Genomic DNA, 24,832 nt, shown 5'->3' with positions numbered 1-24,832 from the left:
TCTGCCACCGGGGAGCGGCCCTCACTGCGCCACGCAATCGACGTAGTAGCGCCGCAGCCCGGCCCCCAGGTCCTGCTCGACCAGGCCGTGCACGTCGGTGTGGAAGCCCGGGAAGCGATCGTTGAAGGCGCGGGTGAAGCGCAGGTAGTCGACGATGCGCTTGTTGAAACGCTCGCCCGGGATCAGCAGCGGGATGCCCGGCGGGTAGGGCGTGAGCAGCGCGGTGGTGATGCGCCCTTCGAGCTGGTCGATTTCCACCCGCTCGGTCTTGCGGTGGGCGATGTGGGCGTAGGCCTCGCTGGGCTTCATCGCCGGCTCGACGTCCGACAGGTACACCTCGGTGGTCAGCCGTGCGATGTCGCCCTGGGCGTAGCTCTGGTGGATCGCCTGGCAGAGGTCGCGCAGGCCCATGCGCTCGTACATCGGGAACTTGGCGGCGAACTCCGGCAGGATGCGCCAGATCGGCTGGTTGCGGTCGTAGTCGTCCTTGAACTGCTGCAGCGCGGTCAGCAGCGTGTTCCAGCGGCCCTTGGTGATGCCGATGGTGAACATGATGAAGAAGGAGTACAGCCCCGTCTTCTCCACCACCACGCCGTGCTCGGCCAGGTACTTGGTGACGATCGCTGCCGGGATGCCGGTCTCGGCGAAGTCGCCCGACATGTCCAACCCCGGCGTGATCAGGGTGGACTTGATCGGGTCCAGCATGTTGAAGCCCGGGGCGATATCGCCAAAGCCATGCCAATTCTCGTTGGCATGCAGCATCCAGCCATCCGCCCGGCCGATGCCCTCCGGGGCCAGCGCTTCCGGTCCCCAGACCTTGAACCACCAGTCGAGACCGAACTCGTCCTCGACCTTGCGCATCGCGCGGCGGAAGTCCAGCGCCTCCTTGATGCTCTCCTCGACCAGCGCGGTGCCGCCCGGGGGCTCCATCATCGCCGCGGCGACATCGCACGAAGCGATGATCGCGTACTGCGGGCTGGTGGAGCTGTGCATCAGGTAGGCCTCGTTGAAGAGGTGGCGGTCCAGCTGCACCGTCTGCGAGTCCTGCACCAGCACCTGCGAGGCCTGGCTGATGCCGGCCAGCAGCTTGTGGGTGGACTGGGTGGCATAGACCACCGCCTCCTTCGGCCGCGCGCGCTTCTTGCCCATCGCGTGGTAGCTGCCGTAGAAGCCGTGGAAGGCCGCGTGCGGCAGCCAGGCCTCGTCGAAGTGCAGGTTGGGGATCCAGCCGTCGACCATCTGCTTGATGGTCTCGGTGTTGTAGAGCACGCCGTCGTAGGTGCTCTGCGTCAGCGTCAGGATGCGCGGCTTGACCGCCTTCGCATCGACGCCGGCCAGCAGCGGGTTGGCGGCGATCTTGGCCTCGATGGCCTCGCGGGTGAATTCACTCTGCGGGATCGGCCCGATGATGCCGTAGTGGTTGCGCGTAGGCGTCATGAACACGGGGACCGCCCCGGTCATGATGATCGAATGCAGGATGGACTTGTGGCAGTTGCGGTCCACCACCACCACGTCGCCCGGGGCCACCGTGTGGTGCCAGACCATCTTGTTCGAGGTGCTGGTGCCGTTGGTGACGAAGAAGCAGTGGTCGGCGTTGAAGATGCGCGCCGCATTGCGCTCGCTCTGCGCCACCGGACCGGTGTGGTCGAGCAGCTGGCCCAGTTCCTCGACGGCGTTGCACACGTCCGCGCGCAGCATGTTCTCGCCGAAGAACTGATGGAACATCTGCCCCACCGGGCTCTTCAGGAAGGCCACGCCACCCGAGTGCCCCGGGCAGTGCCAGGAGTAGGAGCCGTCCTGGGCGTAGTCCATCAGCTCCTTGAAGAAGGGCGGCGCCAGCCCGTCGAGGTAGCTCTTGGACTCGCGGATGATGTGGCGCGCCACGAACTCCGGCGTGTCCTCGAACATGTGGATGAAGCCGTGCAGCTCGCGCAGGATGTCGTTCGGGATGTGCTGGCTGGTGCGCGTCTCGCCGTAGATGTAGATCGGAATGTCGGCGTTGCGCCAGCGGATCTCCTCGATGAACTTGCGCAGACTCAGCACCGCGGGGTCGAGCTCGGGGCCGGGGGTGAACTCCTCGTCGTCGATCGAGAGGATGAAGGCGCCGGCACGGCTCTGCTGCTGAGCGAACTGGCTCAGGTCGCCATAGCTCGTGGCGCCCAGCACCTCGAAACCCTCCTTCTCGATCGCCTGCGCCAGGGCCCGGATGCCCAGGCCCGAGGTGTTTTCCGAGCGGAAGTCCTCGTCGATGATGACGATGGGGAAATGAAAGCGCTGCATGGCGGTGTTCGGCAAAGACAACGAGGTCGCGGCGGGTCCACCGCCGCGGGAAAACAAGGCGCGCAGTGTAGGCCCATGCCGCGGCATTTCCATGACGACCACCAACACCCCGACAGGCATCCAACGGCCCGTCGCCCCTGAGTGTCAATACGGAGGAGCCCGGGCGTACACTGCCCCGGCATGCCCGGGCCGTGCCGCAGCCGCGGTGCCGCGGGCCAAGGAGCGCCGATGTCGCCTGCCGTCCTCTGGTGGATCGCCACCGCCATGCTGGTGCTGGCCGAACTGACCACCGGCACGTTCTACCTGCTGATGGTGTCACTGGGCCTGGCCGGCGGCGCCCTGGCCGCCCATGCCGGTCTGGCCCTGAGCGCCCAGCTGCTGACTGCCGCGCTGGTGGGCGGCGCGGCTGTGGTGGCCTGGCACCTGTACCGGGCGAGGCAGCCTGCGCCGCCCGCCCCTGGCGCCAACCACGACATCCAGCTCGATGTCGGCGAGCACGTCATGGTCACTGCCTGGGACGCCGCCGGGCGCACGCATGTGCACTACCGGGGGGCCGATTGGCAGGCCCGCTGGGCCGGGGGCGGTCCGCCGGAGCCGGGCGAGCACGTCATCCGCGCGCTCGACGGCAATGTGCTGCTGCTCGGCCGCTGAACGGCCCCTTCACCACCGAACGGAATCCACCATGGAACTCGTCGCCTTCCTCCTGCTCGGCATCGCGGTGCTCTTCGTCGTGCGCTCAGTCAAGGTCGTGCCCCAGCAGCACGCCTGGGTGGTCGAGCGCCTGGGCAAGTTCAACGCCACGCTGGCGCCCGGCCTGAACTTCCTGGTGCCCTTCGTGGACCAGGTGGCCTACCGGCACTCGCTCAAGGAAATCCCGCTGGACGTGCCCAGCCAGGTCTGCATCACCAAGGACAACACCCAGCTGCAGGTGGACGGCATCCTCTACTTCCAGGTCACTGACCCGATGCGCGCCAGCTACGGCAGCAGCAACTACGTGATGGCGATCACCCAGTTGGCGCAGACCACGCTGCGCAGCGTGATTGGCCGCATGGAGCTGGACCGCACCTTCGAAGAGCGCGAGATGATCAACGCCCAGGTGGTCAGCGCGCTCGACGAGGCCGCCTCCAACTGGGGCGTCAAGGTGCTGCGCTACGAGATCAAGGACCTGACCCCGCCGGCCGAGATCCTGCACGCGATGCAGGCGCAGATCACCGCCGAGCGCGGCAAGCGGGCCCTGATCGCCGCCTCCGAGGGCCGGCGCCAGGAGCAGATCAACATCGCCACCGGCGAGCGCGAGGCCTACATCGCCCGCTCCGAAGGCCAGAAGCAGGCCGAGATCAACCAGGCCCAGGGCCAGGCCGCCGCCATCCTGGCCGTGGCCGAGGCCAGCGCCGCTGCCATCCGGCAGATCGCCGCGGCCATCCAGCAGCCTGGCGGGGAGCAGGCCGTGCAGTTAAAGGTCGCCGAGAAGGCCGTCGAGGCCTACGCGCAACTGGCGCAGAAGAACAACACCATGATCGTGCCGGGCCACATGGGCGAGGTTTCGGCGCTGGTGGGCACCGCGATGACGCTGCTGAAGGCGGGCAAGGCCGGCGGCTGAGCCGGACCCGGCCGCCGCTTCGGTTTCAGGTCAGGGTCGAATCAGGGTCGCCACAGCCAGGCGGCGCCGCGCACGCCGGACGAGTCGCCATGCCGGGCCGGGCGCAGTGCGGTCTGGACCGCGTCCGAAAAGACATAGGCGCCCCAGCGCGCCGGGACCGCCTCGTAGAGCTCGCTGACGTTGCTCAGGCCGCCGCCGAGCACGATCACCTCGGGGTCCAGCAGGTTGATGACGTGCGCCAGCGCACGCGCCAGCCGGTCGGCCTGGCGCTCGAAGCCCTCGCGCGCCTGGGCGTCGCCAGCGCGCATCGCCGCCACGATCTGCTCGGTGGAGCAGGCATGGCCCGTCTCGCGCAGGTGCGCCGCGGCCCACCCGGGGCCGCTGACCCAGGCCTCGATGCAGCCGGATTGCCCGCACCAGCAGGCCGGGCCGGGCCACTCGCCCCACTCGGCCCGCAGCCAGGGCAGCGGGTTGTGGCCCCATTCGCCGCCGACGCTGTTGCAGCCGCGCCAGGCGCGACCGTCGATCGCGATGCCGGCCCCTGAGCCGGTGCCCAGGATCACGCCCAGCACCATCGCCACGCCGGCCCCGGCGCCGTCCACCGCCTCGCTGACCGCCAGGCAGTTGGCATCGTTTTGCAGCCGCACCGGCCGCTGCAGGCGCTGCTCCAGGTCCTGCTGAAGGTCCTGGCCGTTCAGGGCCAGCGAGTTGGCGTTCTTGATGCGGCCCGTCAGCGCCGACACCGCGCCAGGAATCGCCATGCCCAGCGGCAGCGGCCGCGGCCCGCGGCCCGCCGCGGCCGCATGCGCATCGGCGCGCTCGACCAGCGCCGCGATCGTCTCCAGCGTGGCGCCGTAGTTTCCCCGCGGCGTGGGCAGGCGCTCGCGCAATTGGAAGGTGCCCTCGGCATCCAGCAGCGCCACCTCGATCTTGGTGCCCCCCAGGTCGACGCCCAGCAGCCAGTCAGCTGCTGGCGCCTCGGACGCGGAATCAGTCATCGCCACCGGACTCCAGCGCGGGGAACAGCACCTCGGTGAAACCGAAGCGGGCGAAATCACGCACCCGCATCGGGTACAGCTTGCCGATCAGGTGGTCGCACTCGTGTTGCACCACGCGGGCGTGGAAGCCCTCGGCCTCGCGCTCGATGCGCCGGCCCACCTCGTCGAAGCCGCTGTAGCGGATGCGCGCAAAGCGCGGCACCACGCCCCGCAGGCCGGGCACCGAGAGGCAGCCCTCCCAGCCCTCCTCCTCGTCATCGCCCAGCGGCGTGATCTGTGGGTTGATCAGCACGGTGCGCGGCACGGGGGGTGCATCCGGGTAGCGCTCGCTGCGCTCGAAGCCGAAGACCACCACCGCCAGGTCGACGCCGATCTGCGGCGCCGCCAGGCCGACACCGCCGGCCGAAGCCATGGTGTCTTCCATGTCACGCAGCAGCGCCTGCAACTCGGGCGTACCGAACTGCAGCACGGGCCGGGCCACCCTCAGCAGCCGCGGGTCGCCCATTTTCAGGAGGGTCCTGACGGTCATCACCGATCCTTCACGGCCCGGACACGGGGCCTGGGCGGGTTGGCGCCAGCGGCCCTCAAGGGGCCCGGCGCGGGATCGGCGTTTTTAGCACGGCCGCCGGGCAGCAAAGCGCGCTGCCGCGGGGGCCGGGGCACGTCGAACCAGACGTGCCGGGCGAGCCGGGTCGTTCAGGCCTGGCCGGACAGGTCCTCGTCAGACTCGTCGTCGATCGCCTGGTCGTAGGCCAGGGCATCCGCAGCCACCCGCGGGATCAGCGGCTTGTCGAGCGGGCGGCACACGCGGCGCTGCAGGCGCTGCATGCGCTCGGAGCGCTCCACCGCCTGCAGCACGGCTTCCGGGTTCATCATCACGGCGAAGGGATGGGCGTGGTGCAGTGCGGTCATGGTGGGCTCCTTGGGTCGGTGGCGTTGTCGATGGAGCTCACTGTAGAGATCCCTGCCCCGCCGCGGCAGTGGCCCAAACACGAAAAACCGTGTCGGAATTTGTCTGACAAGGACGTCAGGCAGCCTGCCGTTGTGCGTCGGCGATGGCCACTCCCGGGGAGCCCTCCCCGGCCACAGTCATGCAGTTTTTCCCTGCCGAATCAATGACTTGGGCGTGCAATCCGGATCCTGCCCGCTGCCGCCCGACGCCGTCGGCTACGCGCTGGAGGCCGTCAGGCCGAACAGTCGCTCGGCATTTCGGCTGGTCACTTCTGCCACTTCTGCCACATCCCGTTGCTTGAGCCGCGCCAGCTCGGCCGCCACGTAGGGCACCAGCGCCGGCGTGTTGAGCTTGCCGCGGTAGGGCATGGGCGCCAGGTAGGGGCTGTCGGTCTCGATCAGGCAGCGCTCCAGCGGCACGCGCATGGCCACGTCACGCAGGTCCTGCGCGTTGCGGAAGGTCAGGATGCCGGAGAACGAGATGTGGAAGCCCAGGTCCAGGGCGGCATCGGCCACCGCCTGAGTCTCGGTGAAGCAATGGAACACGCCGCCGACCTGATCGGCCCCCTCCTCGCGCAGGATGGCCAGCGTGTCGGCCGAGGCACTGCGGGTGTGGATCACCAGCGGCTTGCCAAGCTGGCGGGCCGCACGCACGTGCACGCGCAGGCGCTCACGCTGCCAGGCCATGTCCGCCAGGCTGCGCTCGCCGATGCGGTAGTAGTCCAGCCCGGTCTCGCCCACCGCCACCACGCGCTCGCGCCGGCCGCGCTCGACCAGGTCCTCCACGGTGGGTTCGGTGACCCCTTCGTTGTCCGGGTGCACGCCCACCGTGGCCCAGAAGTTGTCATGCGCCAGCGCGAGGCCGTGCACCGCGTCGAACTCCTCCAGCGTGGTGCAGATGCACAGGGCGCGGTCGACCTGCGCCTCGGCCATCGCGGCGCGGATCTCAGGCAGACGCTGCTGCAGTTCGGGGAAGCTCAGGTGGCAGTGGGAATCGATGTACATCGTGAGGGGAAGCCGCGCAGGTTCCGTAGCGCTGTGAGATCAGCCAGCATCGGCCGAGGATCCGGCTTTGCCGGTCCACTGGCGGCGCCCCCCTTCGAGGGGAGCGGCGTCAGCCGCTACGGGGAGTGGGAGATCAGATCGTTTGGGTGGGCTTGGCCGACTGGATCGCCGTGCCGAGCATTTCCTCGATGCGCACGCGCAGCGCGCGCGTCTTCTCGTCGCTGGGAAAGCGCACGCCCACGCCCTGGGTACGCCCGCCCGAGGCATTGGCCGGCGTCAGCCAGGCCACCTTGCCGGCCACCGGGTAGCGCTGCGGGTCATCGGGCAGCGTCAGCAGCAGGTAGACGTCCTCGCCCAGGCGGTACTCCCTCGTGGTGGGCACGAACAGGCCGCCTTCGGCGAACAGCGGGATGTAGGCCGCGTACAGCGCCCCCTTTTCCCTGAACACCAGCTGGATGACGCTGGGGCGCGGCGTGCTGGGCGCCACCGTGCTGTTCGCGAAGGGACGGGAAACGGGCTCGTTCATGGGTAGGCAGTTTATCGGGCCCTCAGGTGCCTGAGCGTGAGAACTGAGCGCGAAAAACCGCACCAATCCCGGGCTCGCCCTGCGCCACCGGGCCGCATGGCCTGCCCGGCCCGCTTGTCTGGCCCGCTGTCACTGCGCCAGTGGCAGGCCCGGTGCCCGTCACAGGCGGGCCTGCAGCATCAGCGCCTCGACCGCCAGGCCGGCACTGAAAGGGTGCTCGGCCACACGCGAGCGGCGGCGCAGGTCGGCCGCCCAGCGGGTGAGCGCGTCCAGGTTGCCCGCTCGCAGCTCGCTGTGGGCAAAGTAGCGCGCGGGCTGGCCCAGGGTGACCAGCGCGCGGTCGTGGCAGAGCTTGGCCAGTGCATCGATCAGCAGCGGCAGCGGCCAGCCGGCCACGGGCGCGGCCTGGCCCTGCGCGGCCCACTGGGGAAACTGGCGCCAAGCCGCAGCGTCCAGCCCGGCGGCATGCAAAGCCAGTGCCGCCTGCGGCTGCCCGCCCGCCGCATCGAGCAGCACGGCGGCATCCGCGACCCCCTGCGCGCCGAGCCAGGCCAGTGCCTCTTCGCGCGTGGGCATCTGCAGCTGCACCGCCTGGCAGCGGCTGCGGATGGTGGGCAGCAGCGCCTGCGGTGCCCCGCTGGCCAGCACGAAGCGCATCGCGCCAGGCTCCTCCAGTGTCTTGAGCAGGGCGTTGGCAGCGATCGGGTTGATCGCCTCGGCCGGGAACAGGACCAGCACCTTGTGCGCCGCCCGGCCGGCGGTGAGTTCGGCAAAGTTCAGCGCGGTGCGGATCTGGTCGACCTTGATCTCGCGGCTGGGCTTGCGCTTCTTGCCCTCGTCGTCGCTGCCGGCCTCGTCCACCGGCAGGCCGGCCTCGGCGCGCTGCGCCTCGGGCACGATCAGCCGCAGGTCGGGGTGGCTGCGTTCGTCCACCAGGTGGCAGGCCGCGCAGTGGCCGCAGGCCAGGCCCTGCGGGCGCGCCGCAGCGGGCGTCTCGCAGAGCCAGGCACGGGCCAGGCCGAGTGCGAAATCCAGCTGCCCGACGCCCTGCGGGCCGTACACCAGCAGCGCATGCGCGCGCTGGGTCGCCAGCACCTGGGCCAGCGGTGCATCCAGCCAGGGCAGCGGCGGGCGCGGCGCTGCTGCAGCGGCGGAAGCGGCCGACTCGCGGGCCGGCGCCGAACGGCGGGTCGAGCTCACCATCCGCGCGCCTCCAGCACGGCCAGCACCTGGGCGCGCACCTGCTCCAGCGTGCCGCCAGCCTCCAGCCGGGCGAAGCGGGCCGGATCGGCCGCGGCGCGCCCGGCATAACCGGCACGCACGCGGGCGAAGAAGTCCAGCGACTCGGCCTCCAACCGGTCGGCCGTGCGGGCGGCGGCGCGGCGCTGGGCGGCGGTGGCAGGGTCGAGGTCGAACCACAGCGTCAGGTCGGGCTGGCGGCCCTGCTGCACCCAGGCCTCCAGCTGCGCCAGCACGCCTTGGTCGAAGCCGCGCCCGCTGCCCTGGTAGGCGAAGGTGGCATCGGTGAAGCGGTCGCAGAGCACCACCGCGCCACGCGCCAACGCCGGCTCGATCACCTGCACGAGGTGGTCGCGCCGGGCGGCGAAGACCAGCAGCGCCTCGGTCAACGCGTCCATGCGGCGGTGCAGGAAGAGCTCACGCAGCGCCTCGGCCAGCGGCGTGCCGCCGGGCTCGCGGGTGCGCAGCACCTCCAGGCCGCGGGCCAGCCAGCGCTCGGCGATCGCGTCCACATGGCTGGTCTTGCCAGCCCCGTCGATGCCCTCGACGGTCACGAAGCAGCTTGCCGGGCCCGCCGGGCCTGCTGCTCCTGCCAAGGGAGCTGGGGTTGATGGGCCGGGCGTCGTCAATTCGGGCGATGTCACGGCTGCTGGGCCTTGCGCTGGTACTTGTCCACGGCGCGATTATGTTCGGCCAGCGTGGCACTGAACTCGCTGCTGCCGTCCCCGCGGGCGACGAAGTACAGCGCCTTGGTCGGCATGGGCTGGACCACCGCCCAGAGGGCGTCGCGCCCGGGCATGGCGATCGGCGTGGGCGGCAGGCCCTGGCGGGTGTAGGTGTTGTAGGGCGTGTCGGCCTGCAGGTCGCGTTTGCGCAGGTTGCCATCGAAGGCCTCGCCCAGGCCGTAGATCACGCTGGGGTCGGTCTGCAGCGGCATGCCGATCTTCAGCCGGTTCAGGAACACCCCGGCGATCTGGGGGCGGTCGGCGGCGCGGCCGGTTTCCTTTTCGACGATCGAGGCCAGCGTCAGCAACTGCTCGGCAGACTTCAGCGGTGAGTCGGGCGCGCGCTGCTCCCAGGCCGCCTGCAGGCGGCGCTGCATCGCCGCTTGCGCACGCTTGAGCACCGCCAGGTCGCTGCTGCCCTTGGAGAAGGCGTAGGTGTCCGGGAAGAAGCGCCCTTCGGCCGGCACGCCGGGCGCACCGAGGGCGGCCATGAGTTCCGCCTCGCTCATGCCGGAGGTCTGCAGCTTCAGGCCGGCGGTGCGCTGCAACTCGGCGCGCACCTGGCGGAAGGTCCAGCCCTCGATCAGCCGCAGCGTGGCCAGGCTCTCGTCGCCCACCACCAGCTTGCGCAGCAGGCCGCGTGGGGTGGTACCCGGGGTGATCTCGTAGCTGCCGGCACGGATCTGCCGCGCCTGGCCCGACCAGCGGAACCACTGGTAGAGCAGGAAGGGCTGCACCTGCACGCCACCGGCCACGGCGCTGCGCGCGATCTCGCGCGGCGACTGGCCGGGCTCCACCTCCAGCTCCACCGTGCCCTGCGCCAGCTCCAGCGGCTGGTGAAGCCACCAGCCCACCAGCGCGGCCGTGCCGACGGCCAGCAGCAGCACGAGGATCAGCAAGGCGGACAGCAGCCGGCCCTGCGCCCTGCCCCCCCTGCCCGGCGGGCGTGCGTGCCGTTGCAACCAATTCCCGGTGGGGCGCTGTTCCATGGTCGCTGATGATAATGAGCGCATGGACACCATCGCCTCTCCTGCCACCACGACCTCAGCGGGCGGCGCCTGCCGCCTGCCCGGGCTGGGCCTGATCCGTGCCGTCGGTGCGGACGCCGCGGCCTTCCTGCACGGCCAGATCAGCAACGACGTCAAGCTGCTCGGCGCCGATCGCGCCCGCCTGGCCGCCTACTGCACGCCCCAGGGGCGCATGCTCGCCAGCCTGATCGTCGGCCGCCATTCAGCCGAGGAGTTCTGGCTGGCCTGCAGTGCCGATCTGCTGCCCGCCACGCTCAAGCGCCTGGGCATGTTCGTGATGCGCGCCAAGGCCAAGCTCAGCGATGCCGCTGGCGAGCTGGTCGCGGTCGGCTTGGCGGGCCCGGCCGCTGCCCAGGCGCTTGGCGCCGAGGCGCCGGCCGCCACCTGGGCCAAGGCGGACCGTGGCGGCGCGATGCTGATCCGCCTGCCCGATGCCGAAGGCCAGCCCCGGTGGCTCTGGATCGGCCCGGTGGCCGAGGCGGACGCCCTGCTGGCCGGCCTGCCGGCGCTGGACGCTGCGGCCTGGGCCTGGCTGGAAGTGTCCTCGGGCGTCGCCCCGGTGGTGGCCGCCACGTCCGGGCAGTTCGTGCCGCAGATGCTGAACTACGAGCTGGTGGGCGGCGTCGATTTCAAGAAAGGGTGCTACCCCGGCCAGGAGATCGTGGCGCGCAGCCACTACCTGGGCAAGCTCAAGCGCCGCGCCTTCCTGCTCGCGGGTGATGCCCCCGCCCTGCCCGGCCAGGAGGTGTTCTGGAGCGGCGACGCCGGCCAGCCCGCCGGGCAGGTGGCGACGGCCGCTGCAGATCCGCTCGGCGGTGGCTGGCGCCTGATCGCCGAGTTGAAGATCGCCGCCACCGACACCGGCAGCCTGCACCTGGGCGCCAGCGAGGGCCCGTTGCTGCGGTTGCTGCCCCTGCCCTACGCGCTGCCGCAGGAAGCGGCCACCGCCTGAAGGGCCCCTGCACGGCATGGTCGAGCTGTACGTCTACTACCGCATCGACCCGGCCCAGGGCGAGGCGGCCCGCGCGCAGGTCGAGGGCCAGCAGGCCCTGCTGCGCACCGGCATCGACGGGCTGCAGACCGGCCTGCTGCGGCGGGCCGACGCCGTCCCGCGCGGCGCCGAAGCGACCTGGATGGAGATCTACCGCCGCCCTGGCGGGCTGGATGCCGCCGCCTGCGCGCTCATCGAGGCTGCCATGCAGGCGCTGCCAACGGGCCGCGTCGGGCCGCGCATCATCGAGCGCTTCGAGCCGCTCACCCCAGGTGAGGTTGCAGCGCCTGTCAGCTGAACAGCCGCCGCGCCGCGGCCGAGCCGGCCGGCAGATCGCGCTCGGCCAGGTGCTCGTAGAGCTCGCCCAGCTCCGAGCCGACCATCGGGAAGGCATCCGGGTGCAGCGGCTGGCCCTTGTCGTCGCTGACCAGGGCATCCAGGCCCAGCGCCAGCGCCCGCCCGGCGGCGCACCAGGCGTTGAAGGGCTGCTCGGCCGCCGCGGTGTGCGGCACGTCGAACACCAGCGTGACCTCGTCGACGCGCGCCAGGCGCGGGTCGTCGGCCAGTGCGGCCTGGGGGTCGAATTGCAGCGCCAGCATGGGCGGTGCGCCCTCGTCGTTGCCCGGCAGCACCAGCCGGCCGGGCGTGGCGCCGGGCACGAAGCCGTGGCGCGAGGCGTGCTGCTGCACGAAGGGCAGCGGCCAGGGGTTGCGACGGGGCTGCAGGCGCATGGCCAGCTGGGCGTCGTGCTCGCTGGCGAAGGCATCCAGCTCGCGGGCGCGCGCAACCACGTCGAGCATGTCGGGGAAGTCCGGCATGGCGCCGATCGCGTCGGCGAAGGCCTGGATCTTCTGCACGAACTCGGAGTACTCGATCTCGTTGAGCGGCCCCAGCCGGTTGGCCAGCTGTACGCCGGCCTGCACCTCGCGGTACCAGGTGTCGGGCGCGGGAGGTTCCCACTCGCCAGTCTCGCTGTGCCGGCCCTCGATGATGAAGGGCTTGCCGCCCGCGCGGCGGCTGGGCGGCAGGTGGGCGATCAGGGTCTCGCCCGACACGTTCTGGTCGAGCGCCAGCGCGGCCACCGCATCGACCAGCGCGTCGATGCGTGGCGCCGTGTGCACGCGGCGCGGCGGCTTGGGCGGCACGGGCGCAGCCCCATCCCGGTCCCCGTCAGGGGTCGGCGCGCCTTCGGTGGCGGCCAGACCGGCATCGTCGAAGCGCGGTTCCAGGTGCCGCGAGGGCGCCGGGTCCAGCGGCGGCAGGCGCCGCCCGCCACCGGCGCGGCGGGTCTGCCAGGCCCCATGGGCGATCACGGCGGCGAGCACCAGCCCGCCCAGCACAGCCAGCCAGAGTTGCAGCGATTTCATCGTTGACGCGCGCGGTCCTCGGGGTCGTTACGGGATTCCGACCGGTTGGCACCCGGTCGGAGCCCGGATGATGCCTGATGCCCGGGCCCCAACCGTGCAAAACACCCGCTCGCACGGCCCCGGTTCAGGCGTGGTCGGCCATCGACAGCGCCGCCTCCATGTCCACCGCGACGATGCGCGAAACGCCCTGCTCCTGCATCGTCACGCCCACCAACTGCTCGGCCATCTCCATCGCGATCTTGTTGTGCGAGATGAACAGGAACTGCGTGCCGCTGGACATCTTCTTGACCAGCTTGGCGTAGCGCTCGGTGTTGGCATCGTCCAACGGCGCGTCCACCTCGTCGAGCAGGCAGAACGGCGCCGGGTTGAGCAGGAAGATGGCGAACACCAGCGCGATCGCGGTGAGCGCCTTCTCGCCGCCCGAGAGCAGGTGGATGGTGCTGTTCTTCTTTCCTGGCGGCTGCGCCATCACCTGCACGCCCGCGTCCAGGATCTCGTCGCCGGTCATCACCAGCTTCGCGTTGCCGCCGCCGAACAGGCTCGGGAACATCTCACCGAAACCTTCGTTGACCTGGTCGAAGGTCGACTTCAGCAGGTCGCGCGTCTCGATGTCGATCTTGTGGATCGCATCCTCCAGCGTGGTCATGGCCCGCGTCAGGTCGTCGTTCTGCGCGTCCAGGAAGCCCTTGCGCTCGCGCGCGGCACTCAGCTCCTCCAGCGCGGCCAGGTTGACGGCACCCAGCGCGGCGATATCGCGGTTGATGCGGTCGATCTCGGTCTGCAGGCCGTAGAGCTTGACCTCGCCCTGGGCGCCATGGGCGATACCCTGGGCCAGCGCCTCCAGGTCGACACCCGCGGCGACCAGCTGCTCCAGGTACTGCGCGCCGCCCAGCTGCGCGGCCTGCTCTTCCAGCTGCAGGCGGGTGATCTCGTCGCGCAGCGGCTGCAGGCTGCGCTCGTGGCTCATGCGCGTCTCGTCGGCGCGGCGCAATTGCAGCGACAGCTCGTCGTAGCGTGTGCGGGCGGCCGACAGCACGCCCTCGCGCTCGATGCGCAGCGCCAGCGCCTCCTGCAGGCCGTCCTGCGCGGCGGCGTCGTCCAGCCGGGCGAGCTCGTCGGCCAGGGTCTCGATCGAGCCCTCGTTGGCGCGGATCTGCTGGTCGGCGGTCTCGATCGAGCGCTGCAACTCACCTCGCCGCGCGGCCAGCGCGCGGGCCTGGAACTGCGCCTCCTGCGCCTCGCGCTCCAGGCTGCGCAACTGCTCGCGCGCACCGGCCAGGCGGCGCTCGGCCTCGATGACCTGCTCCTCCAGCTCGGCGTGGCGCTCCTGCTCGGTGGCCAGCGCCATGTCGAGCTCCTCGAAGCGGGCCTCGCCGGTCATGCGGCGCTCCTCGATGTCCTCGAGCTGCTGGTCGATCTCGGCCAGCTCCGCGTCCAGCTGGCCGCGGCGCAGGCGGGCCTGCTCGGACTGCTGCGTCAGCCGCAGCACCTCGACCTGCAGCCGGTGCGCCTCGCCCTGCGCATCGCTGGCCTCGCGGCGCGCACGCGCCAGGTGCTGGGAGGCCTCGCTGTAGGCCGCCTCGGCGCGCACCAGCGCCGTGCGCGCCTCGTCGGCCAGCAGCGCCTGGGCCCGGCCGCTGCGCTCCAGGTTCTCGATCTCCTGGGCGCGCGCCAGCATGCCGGCCTGCTCGGAGTCGGGCGCGTGGAAGCTCACCGCGAACTGGCTGACCGCGTGGCCGGCCTGGGTCACGATGACCTCGCCGTGCGTCAGCCGGCTGCGGCTGGCCAGCGCCTCGTCCATCGACGCGGCGGTGTAGACGCCCTCCAGCCAGTCGTTGAGCAGGGCCTTCAGGCCGGCGTCCTGCAGGCGCAGCAGGTCGCTCAGGCGCGGCAGCGTCTGGTGGGCATTGACCAGCCCGGCGGCCGGCGGCGTGTAGAAGGCCAGCTTGGCCGGCGGCGCATCCAGCGCAAAGGCCTTGACCGTCTCCAGCCGGCCGACCTCCAGCGCATTCAGGCGCTCGCGCAGCACCGCCTCCAGCGCGGTTTCCCAGCCCGGCTCGATGTGGATGCGCGTCCACAGCCCGGCCAGCCCTTCGAGCCCGTGCCGGGCCAGCCAGGGTTCGAGCTTGCCCTGGGTGCGCACCTTCTCCTGCAGCGCACGCAGCGCCTCCAGCCGGGCGGCGATCTCGGTCTGGCGGGCCGATTCCTCGTTGACCAGGCGCTGCTGCTGGCGCCGCGCCTCGTCCAGCACCGGCACCTCGGCACCCAGGTCGTCGAGCTGCACCTGGCTCTCGCCCTGCAGCTCTTCGGCCATTGCCAATTCCTCGCGCAGGTCGGCCAGGCGCGCCTCGTCGGGCGCGACGCTGCTGCGCCGCTCACCGGCCAGGCGCTCGCGGCGCTGCTCCAGCTCGCGCCGGCGCTCGTCCAGGTTGCGCGACGACGCAGCCAGCAGCTGGATCTGCTGCTGCACCTCGGCGGCCTTGCCGCGCTGCGCATTGGCCCGCTGGGTGGCCGCACGCACGGCGTCTTCCGTCTGCGGCAGTGCCTCGGCCTGTTCCTCGGCCTGGGCGGCCAGGATCTCGCCCTGCTCCTCGGCCTGGGCGATCTGCTCGGCCAGGCTGTCCAGCTCGGTGGTGGCCTCGTCGCGCCGCAGCGCCCACTGCTCGCTCTGGGCCTTGACCTCGGCCAGGCGCTGTTCCAGCCGGCGGCGGCCGTCGATGACGTGGCGGATCCGCTCCTCCAGCCGGCTCACCTCCATCGCCGCCTCGGCCAGCGCACCCTGGGCAGCGTGCAGCTCGTCGTTGGCGGCGTAGTGGGCCTGGCGCACCTCCTCCAACTCGGCCTCGGTGTGGCGCAGCTCGGCCAGGCGCCCTTCCAGCGCGTTGGTGGCGGTCAGCACCGCCTGGCGCACGCGGTCCTCCTCGGTGGCGGCGTCGCGGTGCTTCAGGAACCAGAGCTGGTGCAGCTTGAGCGTGCCGGCGTCCTGCAGCGTGTGGTAGCGCGCCGCCACCTCGGCCTGCGCCTCCAGGCGCTCCAGGTTGGCATTGAGCTCGCGCAGGATGTCTTCTACCCGCGTCAGGTTCTCGCGCGTGTCGCGCAGCCGGTGCTCGGTCTCGCGGCGGCGCTCCTTGTACTTCGAGACGCCCGCAGCCTCTTCCAGAAACAGCCGCAGCTCCTCCGGCCGGCTCTCGATGATCCGGCTGATCGTGCCCTGGCCGATGATGGCGTAGGCGCGCGGCCCCAGCCCGGTGCCCAGGAACACGTCCTGCACGTCGCGGCGGCGCACCGGCTGGTTGTTGATGAAGTAGCTCGACGTGCCGTCGCGCGTCAGCACCCGCTTGACGGCGATCTCGCTGAACTGGTTCCACTGCCCGCCGGCCCGCGCCGCGGTGTTGTCGAACACCAGCTCGACGCTGGAGCGGCTGGCCGGCTTGCGGTTGCCGCTGCCGTTGAAGATCACGTCCTGCATGGACTCGCCGCGCAGCTCGCTGGCCTTGCTCTCGCCCAGCACCCAGCGCACCGCGTCCATGATGTTGGACTTGCCGCAGCCGTTCGGCCCGACCACGCCCACCAGCTGGCCGGGCAGCTGGAAGTGGGTGGGCTCGGCGAAGGACTTGAAGCCGGAGAGCTTGATCGACTGGAGACGCATGCGCGGGGCGGTGGAGCGGCCGGCGGCGCGTGGCGGGCGGGGCCGTCACCAGGGCACGCAGGCGGGAGCCGCGCTGCGTTGGTGCAGCGCAACAGAGCCGGTCGATGATAGCAGCGGGTCAGCCAGCGTCAGGGCGGGTGCAGGGCCCCTCCCAGCGGCGCAGCCCGTCCAGGTCCAGCACGGTCATGCCGCGCGTGTCCAGGCGGATCAGGCCGGCCGCATCGAGCCGCTGCAGCGCCGCATTGGCCCGCTGGCGCGAGATGCCCGCCAGCAGCGCCACCTCCGACTGAGCGAAGTTCAGCCTCGGCCCCGGGTCCGGGTAGAGATCGGGGTTGTAGAGGCTGGCCAGGCTGTGCGCCACGCGGGCATCGGCGTCGAGCAGGCGGTCCGAGTGCAGCAGGCCGATGAAGTGGCCCAGCCGGGCGTTCAGCAGGTGCTCCAGGTAGTGGTTGAAGGCCAGGCTGCGCGCACGCAGCGCCTCGAAGGTGGCGCGCGGCAGGCAGGCCAGCCGCCCGGCGCGCAGTGCTACCACCTCGTAGCGGTAGGGCTCGTGGCGCAGCAGCGTGCCCTCGGCGAACCAGCCGCCGTGCGCCACGCCGGTGAGGGTGGAGCAGCGCCCGTCGCGGTGGCGCACCTGCATCTTGAACACCCCGTCGATCACGCCCATCCAGTGCTCGGCCGGGTCGCCCAGCGCTGCCACGGCCTCGCGCGCGGCGACGCAGCGCTCGGTGCAGCTTTCATGCACCAGGGCCCGCTCGCTGGGGCAGAGGGAGCGAACCCAGACCGATTGTTCGATGAATTCGTGCAGGGGCAGCAACTGGAGGCGCAGACTGGGCATGGCAGGCGGGAGTCTAGGCTGGCCGCGGCGGGCACTGGCGTCGGCTGCGCGACAATCGAAGGCTTCGCTGCGTCCCACCGCGCCCTACCGAGCGCGCCGTTGCGCTCCCGTTCCACTGCCGCCCCTCGAACGCCCTTCGCACGCCATGTCCACCCCGCCCCGCCCGCCCGCCGACCTCCAGCTCACCGTCGAACGCGCCCTGGCCGAGGACATCGGCAGCGGCGACGTCACCGCGATGCTGGTGCCGCCCGACCAGCTCGCCACCGCACGCATCGTCTCGCGCGAGGCAGCGGTGCTCTGCGGCCAGCCCTGGGTCAACGCGGTGTTCCGCACCCTGGACCCCACGCTGGTGATCCGCTGGGCGGTGCCCGAGGGCGGCCGCGTCGAGGCCGACCAGGTGATCTGCATGATCAACGGCCAGGCCCGCCCGCTGCTCACCGGCGAGCGCACCGCATTGAACTTCCTGCAGACGCTCTCGGGCACCGCCACGGCGGTGCGCCGCTACGTGGACGCCGTGGCCGGCACGCACTGCCGCATCGTCGACACCCGCAAGACGCTGCCGGGCCTGCGCAACGCGCAGAAGTACGCGGTGGTCTGCGGCGGTGGGCTGAACCACCGTATCGGCCTGTACGACGGCTTCCTGATCAAGGAAAACCACATCACCGCGGCCGGCGGCCTGCGCCAGGCGATCCACAACGCCCGCGCTTTGGGCTTCGACGTGCCGCTGATGACCGAGGCCGAGACGCTGGACGAGGCCCGCATCGCACTGGACGAAGACGTGGACCTGCTGCTGGTCGACGACTTCCCGCTCGACCAGATCCGCGAGGCGGTGGCACTGGTGCAGGGCCACCGCGCCTGCGGCGGCAAGACCCTGATCGAGTACTCCGGCGGCGCCACGCTGGAAACCATCCGCGCTCTCGCCGACACCGGCGTGGACCGCATCTCGGTGGGTGCCATCACCAAGCACCTGCGCGCGCTGGATTTGTCGATGCGGGTGTCGGTGTGACGGTGTCCATGGCGGTTGATTGAAGCCACCCCCGTCAATGTCGTGCAGAGGCGAGGTGAAGCCGGGGCCAATCAGAAGAAGCCCAGCTTGTTCTCGCTGTAGCTGACCAGCAGGTTCTTGGTCTGCTGGTCGTGGTCGAGCATGACCTTGTGGGTCTCGCGGCCGGAGATTGGCCGCAGCTTGTTGCAGAGGCCGCCACCACAGTCGTGACTGGTGCACCTGCCTTGCCGGCCGCCTGACCCTGCCCCCTGCCCCTCCTCCCCTCGTTCCGCCTTCGCTCCCGCTCAGCCTCTCAGGTCACCAACACCCGCAGCGGGCTCGTCCAGGGCCCTTGGCCCCGGTTGTTGACCCCGCGCATGCGCACCCACACGTAGCCGGGCCGCAGGTCATCGACATGGACGCGCTGCACCGAGAACACCGTCTGCACGTGCGACCAGGCCGAGGCCTGCGCGCCGCTTTCGCTGCTCGGGTCGGTGGCCGTGGTCTGCACCTCGTAGCCCAGCGCGCCTTCGGCCCGGTTGGCACGCAGCTCGATGCGCCCCCCGTGCTCGGTGGGCGCACCACGCAGCCCGGCCATCGGCCCCGGTAGCGCGCCGTTGCCCGTCGTGGCACGGGCATGCTCCTGGCGCACCTCGAAGCCCGTGCCGCCCAGCTTCGTTGCATCGCCATTGCCGTTGAACTCCACGTACGCCGCCAGGCGCTTCAGCAGCTCGGTGAAGCTGCGCCGCGCCCCGTTGCGCACCACGATCTTCTGCGAGTCGTGCGTCAAGGCCGCGTTGTAGGCATCCCGGTAGGCCAAAAGGGCCACATCCAGCTGCGCCCAGCTCGGCGTGCCGTCGCCCCAGGGCTGCGGAAACGCCGCGTTGTCCTTCATTGCGGCCACCACCGCGCCGCCGTAGGCCAGCAAATCCGGGTCGCTGCGCCGCTCCAGGCCAAGAATCAGTTTCGGCTGAACCATGATGTATCTCCCATCGAGTCAAGTCGCATCACCGTCGATGCCCAGCCATCTTGCTGACCCACGGCAGCGCTGGGGGGCACCCCAAAGGGGGAAAACGGGTGTGAATAATCCGCAGTGCCTGTCCCCCTCCAGCTTGTGGGCAGCAGGCACTTGCTGCCGTGCCGGCCGCTGACGCGGGCACCGGTGCGGTTCATCCCCATGCTGGTGGGGAACGGAGCCGCTGGCGCGAAAACCTCGGTCCATTCCTGGACCTCGACCGGAAGCAAATCCGGAACAGCCCAGGCGCACGGCCAACTGGCGGTGTCGGCCGTCGTGGACAAGACCGTGCCGGGTGCAGGGGCGCACGCAGTGAGCCAGTGCCCTGCCTAGGCTCGGCAGGATGTTGGTTGACCTCTACCTCCTGCGCGAAGACGGCCGCAAGCGCAGCGCCGCCCAGGTGCAGGCGTCGCCGCCGCTGCGCGGCCACCTGCGCGTCGGGACGCACCGTGCCGGCCCGACTGCGTCTCCTGACGTACCCAAGGTCCAGACGACGGCCGGCCTCCACGAGGGTGCCGAGCAGTGCGCGCGGATCTTGTGCATGCTGGAGTTCGTCAGGATCACGCGCCTGTCCGAACGTGGCTTCGTCTTCGTCGGCCTGGAGCGCCAGGGCCATCCGGCGGTCGGTGTTCGCGTTCCACAGGCCTGGTGGTGTGTGCCGGTCGGGGAAGCAGCGCCGGGCGCGACGGTAGAAAGCGGGCCGCTGGAAGTGCCCTTGGCGTGATCGTGGCCGGCGCGAACCGCGCTTGGGGCTGGGGGCACAGGGGAAGCTGGGGGTAGGTCATCCTCCCCGGCTCCCCCGTCTCCCCAGTCCGCGCACGCCAGAAGTCGGCGCGGTCAGCCCGACACCGGCTCGGCCACGAAGAGCTCGGCCGGCGCCAGCCGCACCAGCTGGGCCGCCTGCTCCAGGGGCGCGTGCAGCCAGGTGTCCACGTCCTCAGGCTCGATCGGCACCACCGACCGCTTGTCCTGCAGCTGGGCCGGCCGCTTGGGGTCAGGCTTGTGCATGCGCGCCATCAGCGGGTGGGCGTCGGCGTTCAGGGTGAGCATGGTGTAGCTCTCGACCAGCTCGCCCGTGGCCGGATCGGTCCAGGTGTTCCACAGCCCGGCCAGGCCCCAGGGCGCTCCGTCGGCGCGCGTGAAGCGCCATGGCACGTGCCTGCCCGTCTCCCAGCAGGGCTCGAAGAAAGCTGCCGCCGGAATGATGCAGCGCTGCCCCCGCGCCCAGGGGTGCTTGTAGCTGGCCTTCTGGGCCAGCTCCTCCGACCGGGCGTTGCAGGTGGGGTACTTGAGCTTGCGCTCCTTGGCGAACCACGGGATCAGGGCCCACTGGCCGACCACCAGCTCGCGCCCGGGCGTGACGGCGTCACGGGCAGCGCGGAGGAAGGGGCCGGCGTAGGCCGGGAACATGTCATGCGCCCACCATTGAGGCGGGTTGCGCGCGCCGATGTGCCAGAAGCGCTCGATGGCCGCCTGCTCGGGGGTGATGTAGCGGGTGCACATGGGCGTGACTCTAGCGGCCGCGCGCTGTCCACGGCAACCTGGACTCGCTGCTCGCTGCTGTCTTCGCGCTGCAGCACCTTAAGGTCGCAGATCAGCGCGGTTCCTGTCTGGAACTGCACGCGCTTTGATGCGACCCGGTCGCGGAAACCCTGGCCCTGCCGGTCGCAGCTGATGACCTGTGCGGGTGGCGAATGGGTGCTGGTATGGATCGAACCCTCGATGGACCACTCCACCTCGCTCACCGGTCAACTGACTGCGGTTTGCCGGGACGCTGATCGCAAACCGTGCCTTGCCTCCACGGTGTACGGCTGGACAGGGCCCGAAGGGGTTGGTCGCATCATCAATCTTGAAGACCGCTTTGCAGCGGTTGAAGTCGCATGCGCCGGCAATGCCAACGTCGGTCGTCTGCTCCCAACCAGTCGCCGAGGAGCGGTGGCGACAATGGGCTGGAAGCCCCGGGGTTCATGCGTCAGATCTAGGCAGACGGATGCGGCCAGACCTGTTTGGCGACGGCAAACAAGTCGCGGGCCCGGTCGCGGATGCCCGCCTCGTCCCACACCGCACCAGCCTGGTTGAACTGTGGCCGCTGAAAGTGCGCGTTCAGCGCCAGCAGGCTCTTGGTGATCTCGGGGCGCTTGACGTCGAAGCTCGAGTTGCTGAGCGACGGGTTCAGCTTGGCCGTCAGCAGGGTGAGGTTGCCGATGTTGTGCAGCAGGTGGTTGCGCACCATCACGGCCGTCTCGTCGCCGGCTGCGGGCCAATGCGCTTCCCACGCCACGGGCAGCACATGCTCCACGTGCAGGGCCGCGCTCGGCAGCACGGCCGACTCGTGATGAACGTCGTTGCGGCTGCCCAGTTCCAGAGCTTCCAGCAGCATCTTCGTTTTGGCGGTGCGCAGCGCCTTGTAGGTGTTGAGCTCCAGCCAGGCCTTTTGGAACGTGGTGTCGTCGGGCCAGTCCTGCGTCTCGCCGCCAGACAAACCCTTCAGGTGTTCCGTCACCAGCGCCGCCGAGGGCGCCTCGGCCTCGCTGAGGCGCTTTAGCAGACCTGGGAAGATGCGGTTGTAGGCCTTGGTGGGGCGGCCGCACACGGTGCGCCTCACCAGGTAAGACTCCAGCACCTTCAGGCAGGCCATGAACTCCTCGCTCCCGCTACCCAGACGCTCGGCCAGGAACAGCACCACCGGCGTGACAGTGGTGCTGTCCAACACGCGCAGGTTGTGCGCGAAGCGGCCCAGTCTCGTGCTGCGGTCGGGCAGCAACATGGCATGGAACACGGTCGCAGCCCGCTTCAGGCGGGCCAGCTCTAGATCCACGTCCTTCTTGCCGGCCAGCCACCACTGCTTGAACTCCTCGAACACGTGATCGAGCTTCACATCGTTCATGGTCCGCATCGACACGTAGTGGTACAGCAGCGTGTCCAGCCGGGTGTTGGTGAGACGACCTTGGCGCTCGTCGACCTTCCAGAACAGCTTGCTCTTGCTGACCGCGCCTTTCTCGGCCGGCGCTTCGTCGAAGTCGCGCCAATGCTGGTCGTACAGCGCTGCGGCCGACGCGTTCTTACGCGTGGCCTCGAGGAAGACGAAGTTGCGCACCAGGTCGGCCGGGGTCAGCCGCTCGCCACGGTCGTTCAGGGACTCGAAGATCACCTGGGCATCATCGTCCGTGCCCAGGCGCAATTCGATCAATTGGACGTACTCGGTCAGCGTGGTGGTCAGCAGCTGAATTCGCTCAGGCAGGATCGGCAACTCGTGCCGCGGCAGCGTGGGTGCCGTCTCGTGGCGGATTTCCCGAATCCATCGTGCAGCCAGCGTCCGGTCGACATCGTGGCCGGCCTCCGGCAGCATCTCGTCGAGAAGAGCATCCAGGCTTCCCGCTTCCGGCGGCTCGACCTCATCGAAGTCCACGCCCCGCAGGAACAGGCTGATCACACCGTAGAAGTACATGTAGGCCTCGACCAGCAGTGGCCTGGGCACGCGCTTCTTGCTCTTGCCGACGCCGTGGGTGACCACCGGATATGCCTGGCACACTGCTTCGAACGAGCGTGCCTCCACCAGGTGGGTCATCTCTTTGCGTCCAGCATTGGTGGGCCACACCTTGAAGCGTGCGTGCGGCGCCCGGTAGCTGCCCCCGTTGGCGGTGTAGGTGTCCATGCACTGGCGCAGGAAGGTGTCGTCCATGCCCGCCACGGCGTCGCGGAAGGCCAGCGCCAGCAGTTGCGTGCTGGTCATGCGCTGCTGGCCGTCGATCACCTCTGCCGTTGTCGGCTCGCCAATGGCGCCGGCGCGATGCTCAGTGACGATCACCGTGCCCAGGAAGTGCCGGCGCGGCTGCCGCGCCAAATGAGGTGCCCCCTGGGCTTCCGCGGTTTGCCGAATGGCCTCGTAACGCTCGAGCTCTTGGGCCCGGTCGACGATGTCGGTCCACAACGGCTGGATCTGCCGTTCCACCGTCCAGACGTAGCCCCGCTGGAAAATGGGCACCAGGTACTGCAAGGGCTGGCCGAACATCGCCAGCGGTGAAGTCTTGTTCGGCTGCATGGTCCTGATCTCCCAGTTCCTTCTGAAGCACCTTCACGGGCATTCTCGCGGTGCCGGAGCCTGACGTCATTCGCTCAGCCAACCACACTGCAGCCGATGAAAGGCCAGGTAGGGCAGGTGCCGTTCATCCAGCCATCGCAGGCGCAGGTCCGGGGCGATGCCCAACTGAACCTGCGCAGCGGCCGGCACGGCGGGCGAAATCACCAACTCACCGTCCGGCAGGAAGGTGGCCAGGTAGGCGTCGAACAAGGCGTCGAGGTTGGCGCTGAGCAGGAAGCCGTTGTAGACGTCCAGCCGCTCGGCGTCGGTAGCGCACAGTGCCCAGGCCATGGCGTGGCTGGCGCGCAGCGCCTGAGGCACCGCCACGCCGGTCACGGCGCAGGCGCCGCCCCAGTAGTCGAGCATCGCGTGGCGAAACGCCTGCTGGCCCACACGCTGGCGCACCAGGCGCTGCACCTCGGTGTTCTTCGCAGCAGCGGGCTCCAGCTCGGCCAGTGCCGCCTGCACCTGGGCATCGAAGGCCGTCATCGCCTGATCGGGCAAGGCCTGAGCCAGCACGGCGGCGCGGCGCAGCCAGCGGGCGAGTGCGGCTTCGGTGGGCAGCGTGAAGGCCGTACCTGAAGAGTCTTTGCCCTGTGCTGCCTCGGGAAAGCTGCGGGTCAGCTCACCCGGCAGGCTGGGCTGGCAGCGGCTGAGCTTGGCTGCAAACCCACCGGGTCCCGCCTGCACCAGCACCTCGACCGGGTGACGTGCCGAGCCCAGCGCCACCCAGCCCTTCGTCACAGCCGGCAGCACATGCTCGAAGCCGTTGTCGTGGCCAGCCTTCTCGATCAGGGCGCGCTGCAGCAGGTTCATTGGGAGCGGGGGTTTCAGGTTGGCATCAGTGGCTGTTGGGTGTGGCCAGGCGGTTCCATTCCACTTGGCGGCCGCGCCAGTGCTCACCGATGGACTGGGTGAAGTCTGCCCGCACCAGCTTCGCCCTTTGCTCACACCAATCGTCCGACTCCCGGCGGATCACGACACCCTCCAGCGGGCCATCACGGAATCGGCTGGGCCAGGTGTCCAGGCCCTGGATGAGGTCGTTCAGGCGGAACCGACCACGCGCCACTTGCGGGGCCGTGACCAAGCCCAGGCGCTGAGCAAGGGCGTTGCGGCGCGCACTGCTCCAGAAGCGCCCGGCCCTCGCATCGAAGACGTCAAACAGCAGCAGCCAATCGGGCAGCCGGGTGTAGGCGAGCGAGTGCCGGGCGGCGCACCACTCGCCAAACAGGATGAGCGGTGAGTCGTGGTGGTCCAGCAGGGCCTCTGCGATTCCCTCACCGTGGGTGGTCAGCCACGCAGGCAGGCGTGCGAACTGCCCGGCGTACGGCTCGCTGAGATAGGTGCCGCGGTTCTGCACGCGCAGTTCGCCGGCAGAGTCCAGGGAGAAGCCCAGGTTGGCCCCGTCGAGCTTCTCTTCCACCACCACCGCGCCGTGCAACAGGCCGGCCACGTCCGTGACCGACAGCACCTTGTCGTCTCGTGGCTCTGCCTCGCCAAGCCACGACAGGTGCGGGGTGTGAGGAAATCGAAAGAACTCGCCCATATCGAACG

Annotated in this window: 23 protein-coding genes; 6 read left to right on the top strand and 17 right to left on the bottom strand. The window is 70.2% G+C overall.

Annotation, left to right across the window (positions count from 1 at the left end):
• Positions 1 to 21 precede the first annotated feature (21 nt).
• Entirely contained in the window at positions 22 to 2,280 is a 2,259-nt protein-coding gene (locus NGK70_RS13450; RefSeq protein ID WP_251969053.1) for an arginine/lysine/ornithine decarboxylase, read from the bottom strand.
• Between the two features lie 228 nt (positions 2,281 to 2,508).
• Between NGK70_RS13450 and NGK70_RS13445 the strand changes: the two genes are divergently transcribed.
• Both NGK70_RS13445 and NGK70_RS13440 read left to right on the top strand, forming a co-directional pair.
• Entirely contained in the window at positions 2,509 to 2,931 is a 423-nt protein-coding gene (locus tag NGK70_RS13445; RefSeq protein ID WP_251969052.1) for an NfeD family protein, read from the top strand.
• A 31-nt stretch (positions 2,932 to 2,962) separates the two neighbouring features.
• Positions 2,963 to 3,880: an SPFH domain-containing protein gene (locus NGK70_RS13440; RefSeq protein ID WP_251969051.1), complete on the top strand. Its 918-nt coding sequence runs from the start codon at positions 2,963 to 2,965 to the stop codon at positions 3,878 to 3,880.
• A 41-nt stretch (positions 3,881 to 3,921) separates the two neighbouring features.
• On the opposite strand, the gene NGK70_RS13435 is transcribed toward NGK70_RS13440, so the two are convergent.
• From NGK70_RS13435 to mltG, 8 genes are all read right to left on the bottom strand, one after another.
• Positions 3,922 to 4,878 (bottom strand): ROK family protein, encoded by a 957-nt coding sequence (locus tag NGK70_RS13435; RefSeq protein WP_251969050.1) that lies wholly within the window; start codon positions 4,876 to 4,878, stop codon positions 3,922 to 3,924.
• Positions 4,871 to 5,407: a peptide deformylase gene (gene def / locus NGK70_RS13430; RefSeq protein ID WP_251969049.1), complete on the bottom strand. Its 537-nt coding sequence runs from the start codon at positions 5,405 to 5,407 to the stop codon at positions 4,871 to 4,873. Before def ends, NGK70_RS13435 begins: the two co-directional genes overlap by 8 nt.
• 167 nt (positions 5,408 to 5,574) lie before the next feature.
• A complete protein-coding gene (locus tag NGK70_RS13425; protein WP_251969048.1) occupies positions 5,575 to 5,790 on the bottom strand; it encodes a hypothetical protein in 216 nt (71 codons plus the stop codon).
• A 255-nt stretch (positions 5,791 to 6,045) separates the two neighbouring features.
• The gene (locus NGK70_RS13420; RefSeq protein ID WP_251969047.1) at positions 6,046 to 6,834 is read right to left on the bottom strand and encodes a TatD family hydrolase; all 789 of its coding nucleotides are present in this window, start codon (positions 6,832 to 6,834) and stop codon (positions 6,046 to 6,048) included.
• A gap of 133 nt (positions 6,835 to 6,967) precedes the next feature.
• Entirely contained in the window at positions 6,968 to 7,360 is a 393-nt protein-coding gene (locus NGK70_RS13415) for a PilZ domain-containing protein (RefSeq protein WP_251969046.1), read from the bottom strand.
• 159 nt (positions 7,361 to 7,519) lie between these two features.
• Positions 7,520 to 8,563, bottom strand: a complete 1,044-nt coding sequence (locus NGK70_RS13410; protein ID WP_251969045.1) for a DNA polymerase III subunit delta' — start codon at positions 8,561 to 8,563, stop codon at positions 7,520 to 7,522.
• Positions 8,557 to 9,195, bottom strand: a complete 639-nt coding sequence (gene tmk, locus NGK70_RS13405; protein ID WP_251969044.1) for a dTMP kinase — start codon at positions 9,193 to 9,195, stop codon at positions 8,557 to 8,559. The genes NGK70_RS13410 and tmk overlap by 7 nt, the downstream gene beginning before the upstream one ends.
• A 44-nt stretch (positions 9,196 to 9,239) precedes the next feature.
• Positions 9,240 to 10,232 (bottom strand): endolytic transglycosylase MltG, encoded by a 993-nt coding sequence (gene mltG, locus NGK70_RS13400; protein ID WP_310742608.1) that lies wholly within the window; start codon positions 10,230 to 10,232, stop codon positions 9,240 to 9,242.
• A gap of 103 nt (positions 10,233 to 10,335) precedes the next feature.
• Here mltG and ygfZ point away from each other — a divergent pair, with 103 nt between their 5' ends.
• Together ygfZ and NGK70_RS13390 are read left to right on the top strand one after the other, a co-directional pair.
• On the top strand, positions 10,336 to 11,304 hold the full coding sequence (ygfZ, locus tag NGK70_RS13395) for a CAF17-like 4Fe-4S cluster assembly/insertion protein YgfZ (RefSeq protein ID WP_251969043.1): 969 nt from the start codon (positions 10,336 to 10,338) through the stop codon (positions 11,302 to 11,304).
• A 16-nt stretch (positions 11,305 to 11,320) separates the two neighbouring features.
• On the top strand, positions 11,321 to 11,641 hold the full coding sequence (locus tag NGK70_RS13390; protein WP_251969042.1) for a DUF4936 family protein: 321 nt from the start codon (positions 11,321 to 11,323) through the stop codon (positions 11,639 to 11,641).
• On the opposite strand, the gene NGK70_RS13385 is transcribed toward NGK70_RS13390, so the two are convergent.
• The 3 genes from NGK70_RS13385 to NGK70_RS13375 all read right to left on the bottom strand — a co-directional run bounded on the left by NGK70_RS13385 (position 11,634) and on the right by NGK70_RS13375 (position 17,197).
• Positions 11,634 to 12,710, bottom strand: coding sequence for a cell division protein FtsZ (locus NGK70_RS13385; protein ID WP_251969041.1), 1,077 nt, complete (start codon positions 12,708 to 12,710; stop codon positions 11,634 to 11,636). The two genes, NGK70_RS13390 and NGK70_RS13385, sit on opposite strands and share 8 nt — an antisense overlap.
• 124 nt (positions 12,711 to 12,834) lie before the next feature.
• Positions 12,835 to 16,359: a chromosome segregation protein SMC gene (gene smc / locus NGK70_RS13380; protein WP_251969040.1), complete on the bottom strand. Its 3,525-nt coding sequence runs from the start codon at positions 16,357 to 16,359 to the stop codon at positions 12,835 to 12,837.
• 118 nt (positions 16,360 to 16,477) lie between these two features.
• Positions 16,478 to 17,197 carry a Crp/Fnr family transcriptional regulator gene (locus tag NGK70_RS13375; RefSeq protein WP_251969039.1) on the bottom strand — a complete coding sequence of 240 codons (720 nt, stop codon included), beginning with the start codon at positions 17,195 to 17,197 and terminating at the stop codon, positions 16,478 to 16,480.
• Between the two features lie 145 nt (positions 17,198 to 17,342).
• Here NGK70_RS13375 and nadC point away from each other — a divergent pair, with 145 nt between their 5' ends.
• On the top strand, positions 17,343 to 18,203 hold the full coding sequence (gene nadC / locus NGK70_RS13370) for a carboxylating nicotinate-nucleotide diphosphorylase (RefSeq protein WP_251969038.1): 861 nt from the start codon (positions 17,343 to 17,345) through the stop codon (positions 18,201 to 18,203).
• A 292-nt stretch (positions 18,204 to 18,495) separates the two neighbouring features.
• Here nadC and NGK70_RS13365 read toward each other — a convergent pair whose 3' ends face one another.
• Positions 18,496 to 19,161, bottom strand: coding sequence for a hypothetical protein (locus tag NGK70_RS13365; RefSeq protein ID WP_251969037.1), 666 nt, complete (start codon positions 19,159 to 19,161; stop codon positions 18,496 to 18,498).
• A 379-nt stretch (positions 19,162 to 19,540) separates the two neighbouring features.
• Here NGK70_RS13365 and NGK70_RS13360 point away from each other — a divergent pair, with 379 nt between their 5' ends.
• Positions 19,541 to 19,921, top strand: coding sequence for a hypothetical protein (locus NGK70_RS13360; protein ID WP_251969036.1), 381 nt, complete (start codon positions 19,541 to 19,543; stop codon positions 19,919 to 19,921).
• Between the two features lie 113 nt (positions 19,922 to 20,034).
• Here the strand turns inward: NGK70_RS13360 and NGK70_RS13355 are convergent, their stop codons facing one another.
• The 4 genes from NGK70_RS13355 to NGK70_RS13340 all read right to left on the bottom strand — a co-directional run bounded on the left by NGK70_RS13355 (position 20,035) and on the right by NGK70_RS13340 (position 24,749).
• On the bottom strand, positions 20,035 to 20,700 hold the full coding sequence (locus NGK70_RS13355) for an SOS response-associated peptidase (protein WP_251969035.1): 666 nt from the start codon (positions 20,698 to 20,700) through the stop codon (positions 20,035 to 20,037).
• A 475-nt stretch (positions 20,701 to 21,175) separates the two neighbouring features.
• Positions 21,176 to 23,239, bottom strand: coding sequence for a DUF262 domain-containing protein (locus NGK70_RS13350; RefSeq protein WP_251969034.1), 2,064 nt, complete (start codon positions 23,237 to 23,239; stop codon positions 21,176 to 21,178).
• A gap of 66 nt (positions 23,240 to 23,305) precedes the next feature.
• Positions 23,306 to 24,094, bottom strand: a complete 789-nt coding sequence (locus NGK70_RS13345; RefSeq protein ID WP_251969033.1) for an HNH endonuclease — start codon at positions 24,092 to 24,094, stop codon at positions 23,306 to 23,308.
• Positions 24,095 to 24,119: 25 nt separating this feature from the next.
• Positions 24,120 to 24,749, bottom strand: a complete 630-nt coding sequence (locus NGK70_RS13340; protein WP_251969032.1) for an RNA ligase family protein — start codon at positions 24,747 to 24,749, stop codon at positions 24,120 to 24,122.
• Positions 24,750 to 24,832 lie beyond the last annotated feature (83 nt).

The sequence above is a fragment of the Sphaerotilus microaerophilus genome (assembly GCF_023734135.1).
Classification (GTDB): domain Bacteria; phylum Pseudomonadota; class Gammaproteobacteria; order Burkholderiales; family Burkholderiaceae_C; genus Sphaerotilus; species Sphaerotilus microaerophilus.
Note: the sequence above shows the minus strand (reverse complement) of the source record. Positions and strands in the feature narration are given on the sequence as shown.

Excerpts from the sequence above, each read along its gene's own strand:
- NGK70_RS13450 (WP_251969053.1), bottom strand. The coding sequence starts at position 2,280 with ATGCAGCGCTTTCATTTCCCCATCGTCATCATCGACGAGGACTTCCGC.
- NGK70_RS13445 (WP_251969052.1), top strand. The coding sequence starts at position 2,509 with ATGTCGCCTGCCGTCCTCTGGTGGATCGCCACCGCCATGCTGGTGCTG.
- NGK70_RS13440 (WP_251969051.1), top strand. The coding sequence starts at position 2,963 with ATGGAACTCGTCGCCTTCCTCCTGCTCGGCATCGCGGTGCTCTTCGTC.
- NGK70_RS13435 (WP_251969050.1), bottom strand. The coding sequence starts at position 4,878 with ATGACTGATTCCGCGTCCGAGGCGCCAGCAGCTGACTGGCTGCTGGGC.
- def (WP_251969049.1), bottom strand. The coding sequence starts at position 5,407 with ATGACCGTCAGGACCCTCCTGAAAATGGGCGACCCGCGGCTGCTGAGG.
- NGK70_RS13425 (WP_251969048.1), bottom strand. The coding sequence starts at position 5,790 with ATGACCGCACTGCACCACGCCCATCCCTTCGCCGTGATGATGAACCCG.
- NGK70_RS13420 (WP_251969047.1), bottom strand. The coding sequence starts at position 6,834 with ATGTACATCGATTCCCACTGCCACCTGAGCTTCCCCGAACTGCAGCAG.
- NGK70_RS13415 (WP_251969046.1), bottom strand. The coding sequence starts at position 7,360 with ATGAACGAGCCCGTTTCCCGTCCCTTCGCGAACAGCACGGTGGCGCCC.
- NGK70_RS13410 (WP_251969045.1), bottom strand. The coding sequence starts at position 8,563 with ATGGTGAGCTCGACCCGCCGTTCGGCGCCGGCCCGCGAGTCGGCCGCT.
- ygfZ (WP_251969043.1), top strand. The coding sequence starts at position 10,336 with ATGGACACCATCGCCTCTCCTGCCACCACGACCTCAGCGGGCGGCGCC.
- NGK70_RS13390 (WP_251969042.1), top strand. The coding sequence starts at position 11,321 with ATGGTCGAGCTGTACGTCTACTACCGCATCGACCCGGCCCAGGGCGAG.
- NGK70_RS13385 (WP_251969041.1), bottom strand. The coding sequence starts at position 12,710 with ATGAAATCGCTGCAACTCTGGCTGGCTGTGCTGGGCGGGCTGGTGCTC.
- smc (WP_251969040.1), bottom strand. The coding sequence starts at position 16,359 with ATGCGTCTCCAGTCGATCAAGCTCTCCGGCTTCAAGTCCTTCGCCGAG.
- NGK70_RS13375 (WP_251969039.1), bottom strand. The coding sequence starts at position 17,197 with ATGCCCAGTCTGCGCCTCCAGTTGCTGCCCCTGCACGAATTCATCGAA.
- nadC (WP_251969038.1), top strand. The coding sequence starts at position 17,343 with ATGTCCACCCCGCCCCGCCCGCCCGCCGACCTCCAGCTCACCGTCGAA.
- NGK70_RS13365 (WP_251969037.1), bottom strand. The coding sequence starts at position 19,161 with ATGGTTCAGCCGAAACTGATTCTTGGCCTGGAGCGGCGCAGCGACCCG.
- NGK70_RS13360 (WP_251969036.1), top strand. The coding sequence starts at position 19,541 with ATGTTGGTTGACCTCTACCTCCTGCGCGAAGACGGCCGCAAGCGCAGC.
- NGK70_RS13355 (WP_251969035.1), bottom strand. The coding sequence starts at position 20,700 with ATGTGCACCCGCTACATCACCCCCGAGCAGGCGGCCATCGAGCGCTTC.
- NGK70_RS13350 (WP_251969034.1), bottom strand. The coding sequence starts at position 23,239 with ATGCAGCCGAACAAGACTTCACCGCTGGCGATGTTCGGCCAGCCCTTG.
- NGK70_RS13345 (WP_251969033.1), bottom strand. The coding sequence starts at position 24,094 with ATGAACCTGCTGCAGCGCGCCCTGATCGAGAAGGCTGGCCACGACAAC.